This is a genomic window from Bradyrhizobium sp. P5_C11_2, assembly GCF_054049755.1.
Window position 1 is genome coordinate 1 of record NZ_JBFULT010000412.1, and the last position, 6,862, is coordinate 6,862.

Annotated in this window: 7 protein-coding genes; 5 read left to right on the forward strand and 2 right to left on the reverse strand. The window is 64.7% G+C overall.

Annotated elements, in window-relative coordinates:
- On the reverse strand, positions 1 to 1,515 hold a 1,515-nt coding region (locus tag ACXJL8_RS29370), incomplete at its 3' end, for a glycosyltransferase family 39 protein (protein WP_456622633.1).
- A gap of 326 nt (positions 1,516 to 1,841) precedes the next feature.
- On the opposite strand from ACXJL8_RS29370, the gene ACXJL8_RS29375 reads away from it, so the two are divergent.
- The 4 genes from ACXJL8_RS29375 to ACXJL8_RS29390 all read left to right on the forward strand — a co-directional run bounded on the left by ACXJL8_RS29375 (position 1,842) and on the right by ACXJL8_RS29390 (position 5,840).
- Positions 1,842 to 3,578: an adenylate/guanylate cyclase domain-containing protein gene (locus tag ACXJL8_RS29375; RefSeq protein ID WP_456686049.1), complete on the forward strand. Its 1,737-nt coding sequence runs from the start codon at positions 1,842 to 1,844 to the stop codon at positions 3,576 to 3,578.
- A gap of 332 nt (positions 3,579 to 3,910) precedes the next feature.
- Positions 3,911 to 5,110, forward strand: a complete 1,200-nt coding sequence (gene sorA, locus ACXJL8_RS29380) for a SorA family sulfite dehydrogenase catalytic subunit (RefSeq protein ID WP_456622579.1) — start codon at positions 3,911 to 3,913, stop codon at positions 5,108 to 5,110.
- A 12-nt stretch (positions 5,111 to 5,122) separates the two neighbouring features.
- Complete coding sequence (sorB, locus tag ACXJL8_RS29385) at positions 5,123 to 5,431, forward strand: SorB family sulfite dehydrogenase c-type cytochrome subunit (protein ID WP_456686050.1); 309 nt, start codon at positions 5,123 to 5,125, stop codon at positions 5,429 to 5,431.
- A 208-nt stretch (positions 5,432 to 5,639) separates the two neighbouring features.
- The gene (locus ACXJL8_RS29390) at positions 5,640 to 5,840 is read left to right on the forward strand and encodes a cold-shock protein (protein ID WP_008134691.1); all 201 of its coding nucleotides are present in this window, start codon (positions 5,640 to 5,642) and stop codon (positions 5,838 to 5,840) included.
- 167 nt (positions 5,841 to 6,007) lie between these two features.
- On the opposite strand, the gene ACXJL8_RS29395 is transcribed toward ACXJL8_RS29390, so the two are convergent.
- Positions 6,008 to 6,469, reverse strand: coding sequence for an Lrp/AsnC ligand binding domain-containing protein (locus ACXJL8_RS29395; RefSeq protein ID WP_456622581.1), 462 nt, complete (start codon positions 6,467 to 6,469; stop codon positions 6,008 to 6,010).
- A gap of 114 nt (positions 6,470 to 6,583) precedes the next feature.
- Between ACXJL8_RS29395 and ACXJL8_RS29400 the strand changes: the two genes are divergently transcribed.
- A partial coding sequence (locus tag ACXJL8_RS29400; RefSeq protein WP_456686051.1) for a hypothetical protein occupies positions 6,584 to 6,862 on the forward strand: 279 nt, incomplete at its 3' end.

The following is a 6,862-nucleotide window of genomic DNA, read 5'->3' on the forward strand; positions in this document are numbered from 1 at the left end:
CCCCAACCCTCTCCCCGCACGCGGAGAGAGGGAGAAGAAGGCCAGCACGCGCCACTGGAACAACGGCGAATCTTTCGGCGGTGAGAGTTCTGGCGTCCAACCGGTGAGCTTCTCAATTACATAGGTATCCGTCAGAACGCCGCGCCAGCGGCGCTCGACCTGGCCGAGCTGCTCGCGCTTCGCCGGAATATTCTCCCACAGCGGCGAACGATTGTCGGGCTCGCGGCCGACATAGATGCCGGCGTGCCCCTTGATCCTGTCGATGCCGGGATCGCGAAAATCCTGGAAGCGGCCGCGCTCGTTGATCTCGATCACCGGCACGCGGCCCCTGAACAGCCAGCGCATCATGGCGTAGGTGCGGTAATCCGTGGTCGCGATCCAGGTCGCGCCGGTCTCATCGAGCGCTGCCTGCGCGCGCGCCTCGACCTGCTCGTAGCCGGCCTCGGCGCCGATTGGATCGATCTTGCCGAGAAAATTCCAGGGCGCGGCGACGTAATAGAGGAACACGATGACGACAAAGGCGAGCCCCGAGACGACCGCGGTGTTGGCCCAGAACACGCACGACCGGATCATCCGCGCCGACCAGTTTTCGCGCGACAGCACGGCGAGGTTGATCGCCGCCGCGGCAAAGCCGACCGGCCACATGAACATCGGCCAGGTGTCGCCGACCCTGAGCGTCAGAGATTTCGCGAAGAAATACAGGAACGGCACCAGCACCGCGGTCGACAGCAGGATCGCGACCGGCTCGCGCGTGCGATAGCCGCGCCACGCCGTCATCACCAGCCCGGACAGCACCACCGGCAGCATGACGAAGCCGACGAGGCCGAATTGCAGGCCGATATAGTCGCCGATGGTGCGCAGAGAGATGCCGTAATTCGTGGTGGCGCGCACGCCCTGGAAACGGAACGAGGCCCAGTCGTGCTGCGCGTTCCAGATCAGGACCGGCGAGCACACGGCGATGGCGACCACAATCGCGAGCCAGGGATAGGGGCTGCGCAGCCAGCGCCCGCGCCAATCCGGCACCAGCAGAAAGGCGGCCACGGCAGGCGCGAACATGACCGCGGTGAATTTCGACAACATCGCCAGCCCGGCGAACAGTCCGGCCGCGAGCCACCAGCGACCGTCGCCACCTTGCGCGAGCCGCACCAGCGACCAGATCATCGCGACCGCAAACGGGATCATGGCGACGTCGGGCGCCACCTTGGCCATCAACAGGCCGTAATAGAGCGCAGCCTCCGGCATCAGCACCGCAAGCACGACCGCGCGCGTGTCATGGGTGACGCGCCGGACGATGTCGGCGAGCAGCAGCTGCGTGACCAGCATCGCGACGATGCCGCCGAAGCGAACGCCGAGCGGGGTGTCGCCGAAGATCGCGGTACCAAAACGGATGAACCAGGCGATCATCGGGGGATGGTCGAGGAAGCTCAGCGCGCTCTCGTTCGACCAGGTCCAGTAATAGGCCTCGTCGGTGCGCAGCTCGATCGCGGAGGCATAGACGATGCGCAGCACCGTCATCGCGGCAATGATCAGCGCGGCCACGGCGAGCAGCCGGCGCGCGGCGCCGTGAGCGGGTACGGTGATGTCGGGAACTGTCGTCACGGCCGCGCTTTTCGCCAACCTGGGAGGGGGAGTCAATGTTGGGGAGACCGTAGGGTGGGCAAAGCGGAGCGTGCCCACCATCAAAGGATGCGATGCGGGATGGTGGGCACGGCGCCAAGGGGCGCCTTTGCCCACCCTACGATTTCGTAACCATTGCCGCGCATGTGATCCGGCCAGCTGCCCATCGCCGGAATTAAACGCTACGCTGGCTGTTCTCCTTCATGAACTGATACGATCGAATCATGGCCGCCACCGCTCTTTCACGAATGTCCGAACTTATCCGCGGCACCAGCGCGCGGCAGGTGCGGCTGGTCTGTGGCRTCATCCTGTTCGCCTATGTGGTCAGCCATTTCCTCAACCACGCGCTCGGCAACGTTTCGGTCGACGCCATGGAGGTCGGGATTTATTACCACATGGCGTTCTGGCAGTTCCTGCCGGTCACGCTCGTGTTCTATGGCGCCGCGCTCACGCATATGGGGCTCGGCGTCTACGCGCTGTATCAGCGCCGGCAGTTCCGGTGGAAGACGATCGAGCCGCTCCAGCTCGTGCTGGGGCTGAGCATCCCCGCCCTCATCATGGCGCATGTCATCGGCGTGCGGCTCGGGCAGACGCTGTACGGGCACGAGAAGCTCTATCCGCAGGAGCTCTATCTGTTCTTCGTCGCCTCGCCCGTCCGGCTCTGGCTGATGACGATCCTGCTCATCATTGCCTGGGTGCACGGCTGCATCGGCATCTATTTCTGGCTCCGCCTGAAGCCGTTCTTCACGCGCGCCGCCCCTTATCTGCTCGCGGCGGCCGTGCTGATCCCGACCCTGGCGCTGCTCGGCATCTATCAGGGCGGACGCAACGTTGCGGCCGAGGCCGACGACGGGGAGTGGCGCACCCACAATCTCACCCGGCGCCAGGTCGGTTCGGTCGCGGAGGCCAACACGCTCGACCGTATCACCGGCGGCCTCACGGTGGGCTATGTCGGCCTTCTCGGGCTGGTGCTGCTCGCGCGCGGCGTGCGGGCCTATCGCGAGCGGCGCGGCGGCATGATCGCGCTGTCCTACGGCAACGGCAAGACGGTGCGCGTGCCAAAAGGCCTCTCCGTGCTGGAAGCAAGCCTGCGACACAATCTGCCGCATGCCAGCGTCTGCGGCGGCCGCGCCCGCTGCTCGACCTGCCGCATCCGCGTCATCGGCGACCATGCCGCCCTTCCCGAGCCCTCGCAGCGCGAGGCGTTCGTGCTCTCACGCGTCGGCACCACCGATCCCTCGATCAGGCTCGCCTGCCAGCTGCGGCCGGACTCCGACCTTTCCTTCTTCCAGCTCTTCATGCCGCATACGCTGTCGGCCAACGCACAGGCCTCGAGCCCGGCGCGGATCGGCCAGGAGCGCTATCTCGTCAGCCTGTTCGTGGACATGCGCGGCTCGACCCAGCTCGCCGAGAAACGGCTGCCGTTCGACACCGTCTTCATCGTCAACCGTTTCCTCGGCGCGGTGTCGCAAGCCGTGATCGAGAATGGCGGCCAGCCCAACCAGTTCGTCGGCGACGGCATGCTGGCGCTGTTCGGGCTCACCAGCGACCCACAGACGGCTTGCCGGCAAGCGCTGAGGGCCGTGGCCGGCATCGCCACCCATGTCGACGAGCTGAACGAGCTCCTGAGCCACGATTTGCGCCAGCCGATCCGCTTCGGCATCGGCGTCCACGGCGGCGAGGTCATCATCGGCGACATCGGCTATCGCGATCACATCGTCTTCACTGCGCTGGGCGACGCCGTCAACGTCGCCGCCCGCCTCCAGGACATGACCAAGACGCTTGCCTGCGAGGCGATCGTCTCCGAAGAGGTCCGCCGCACCGCCGGCCTCGCCGACGATGCCCTGCCGCAGCAGGAGGTCGCAATCCGCGGCCGTGACGAGCCGATGGTCGTGCGTGTCGTCGCCGATGCCAGGCAGGTGTCGGCGCTGGTCGCGGGCAGCGAGCGCGTCGCGGCCTGATTCTTCGCCTCTCCCCGCGGGCGGGAGAGGCCGGAATTCAAGCGCAGCCTGAATTCCGGGTGAGGGGGAGCCTCCGCAAACTCAACTGTCACCGTCCCCGCGGAGACTCCCCCTCACCCCAACCCTCTCCCCGCACGGCGGGGAGAGGGAGCGCATCGGCGCAGCGGTCACAACTCGACTCCACCTCGTCGCAGCGTAACACCGCGTTGTTGCATCGCAGCGGCATGGGCCTGCTGCGAAAGCACGAATTGACTTCGCGGCTTTCGACGCGACAGATGGGCGCGGGTTTGTGGTGATGACCGCGACCCAACGAAAAGCTCCGGGAGGAGACCATGTTTGACAGACGCGACCTGCTCAAAGGAGCGGGACTTGCCGCACTTGCGGCCACACTGAACTCGACCAAAGCGCTGGCCGCGGACACCGTCACCCTGCCATTCGTCAATGGCGAACGGCCGCTGGTGAAATATCCGCAGAAGCGGCCGATGATCGGCCTGACCAGCCGGCCGCCGCAGCTCGAGACGCCGTTTGCGGTGTTCAATGACGGCCCGATCACGCCGAACAACGCGTTCTTCGTGCGCTATCATCTCTCCGACCTGCCCTACAATCTCGACCCCGACAAGTTCACGCTCGAGGTCAAGGGCAAGGTCGACAAGCCGCTCAAGCTGTCGCTCAAGGACATCCGGAAGATGAAGGCGACGGAGATCGTCGCCGTCAACCAGTGCTCCGGCAACAGCCGCGGCTTCTTCGAGCCGCGCGTTGCCGGCGGCCAACTCGCCAACGGCGCGATGGGCAATGCGCGCTGGCGCGGCGTGCCGCTGAAGAGCGTGCTGGAGCTGGCGGGCGTGCAGAGCGGCGCCAGGCAGGTCACCTTCAACGGCATGGACGGCCCGGTCAGCGACAAGACGCCCGATTTCGTCAAGGCGCTCGACCTCGATCACGCCAGCGATGGCGAGGTGATGCTGGCCTATGGCATGAACGGCGAGGACCTGCCGTTCCTCAACGGCTTCCCGCTCCGCCTGATCGTGCCCGGCTATTACGGCACCTACTGGGTCAAGCACCTCAACGAGATCACCGTCATCGACAATGTCTTCGACGGCTTCTGGATGAAGTCGGCCTATCGGATTCCGGACACGCCGAACAATGCGATCGAGCCAGGCACTGCGCCGAAGGCGACGATCCCGATCAACCGCTTCACCATCCGCTCCTTCATCACCAGCGTCGCTGACGGCGCGAAGCTGAAGGCGGGCGGCACGACGCTGCGCGGCATCGCCTTCGACGGCGGCAAGGGCATCAAGGAGGTCGCGGTCTCCACCGACGGCGGCAAGACCTGGGCCAGCGCCAAGCTCGGCAAGGATCTTGGCAAATACTCCTTCCGCGAATGGAAGCTGCCGGTGAAGCTTGCAGCCGGCCCCTACGAGCTCAAGGTCCGCGCCACCAGCAATTCCGGCGAGACGCAGCCGGACCAGCCACGCTGGAACCCGGCGGGTTATTTGCGCAACGTCGTCGAAACCGTCCGCGTGACGGTGGCCTGAGGGAGAATGATCATGCAGCGCACCGTTCTCCTCGCCATCTCACTCGCCGTCGCCGCCATGGTGGGTTCGGCACTTGCGGCGCCGGTCAACTACAAGACGCCCGACGAGGTCGCCGCGTTCAAGCCAGGCCCCAATCTCGAGGTCGTGCAGGGCAATTGCAGCGCCTGCCACTCGGCCGACTACATCAACACGCAGCCGCCGATGAAGAACAAGAAGGAGTTCTGGCAGGCCGWGGTGACCAAGATGATCAAGGTCTACGGCGCGCCGATCGACGATGCCGATGTCGGCAAGATCGTCGATTATCTGGCCGCGACTTATTGACAGGTCGCGGTGCGCGTTCGAGCCGATTGACCGCGAAACGGGCAAAACCGGTAAAAACGCCGCGAAGTTGAGCGATTTTCGGCGGAATGCCGATGTGGTTTGATCTATGAAGCCCGCCACATTCCGCGTATCCTGTTAGGACCGAACCGGCCGGTTGGCGGGGACTGGCGGTTCGAGATCTTGGAGGAAGACCCGCGGAGAAGACGTGATGGCTAAAGGTACGGTCAAGTGGTTCAACCCGACGAAGGGTTATGGATTTATCCAGCCTGCGTCGGGTGGCAAGGATGTGTTCGTGCATATCTCGGCAGTGCAGAAAGCCGGTCTGTCGTCCCTCAACGAAGGACAGACGGTGGAATATGAAGAGATCGCAAACCGGGGCAAGACATCCGCAGAGAACCTCAAAGTATAAGCCCGCCGGCCTTTGCCGCCTCCCGGATCTGCCGGGAGTTGGGCCAAGAAAATTTCATAAGACGGTCCGTGCATTCGACGACAGGCGTTGCGATTGCACACGGATGGCTGTTTGCCGCAAAGACCGCTTCGTCAACGCCATGGCAATGACAATCGCGACGGCACTTCTCAGCCCACCGGCAACGGTGCGTCGCGCTTGATCTCCTCCATCACCGCGTAGGTGCGCGTCTCGCGCACGCCCGGCATCGACAGCAAGGTCTCGCCGAGGAACCGCCGGTATGCGGTCATGTCGGCCAGCCGCGCCTTCACAAGATAGTCGAAGCCGCCGGCAACCATGTGACACTCCAGCACTTCAGGCGCGAGTTTCACCGCGCGCGCAAACCGCTCGAAATTATCGGGCGTGGTCTTGTCGAGCATCACCTCGACGAACACCAGAAGTCCGAGGCCAAGCCGATGCGGATTGAGCCTGGCGCCATAGCCCTCGACAAAGCCCTCGCGCTGCAAGCGCTTCAGCCGTTCGCCGATCGAGGTCGGCGACAGCCCGATGCGCTCGGCGAGCTCGACATTGGCGATTCGCCCATCCTCCTGGAGGATCGAGAGGATTTTGCGGTCGATTCGGTCCAATTCCATTGTTTCCACGGGAAAAATATCATCTGTCTTCATTTTCTAAGGCAATATCGCTAATTTGTCTATCGAACTACGGCGCAGCGGGAATTATCGTGGAGTTGAGCCACAGGACACGCCATGTCGAACATTCCGCCTTCCTTCAACGCCCCCTACGCGCCTGACGATGCCGAGATCGCCGCGCGGCTCTTGCCAGCGTCGCATCTCAGCCCGCCGCAGGAGGCGCGGATCGATCGCACCGCGACGCGGCTGATCGAGACGATCCGCAAGCGCGACGACCGGCTCGGCGGCGTCGAGGACATGCTGCGGGAGTTCGCGCTCTCCACCAAGGAAGGGCTGGCGCTGATGGTGCTGGCGGAGGCGCTGCTGCGCGTGCCGGACGCGCGCACCGCCGACCAG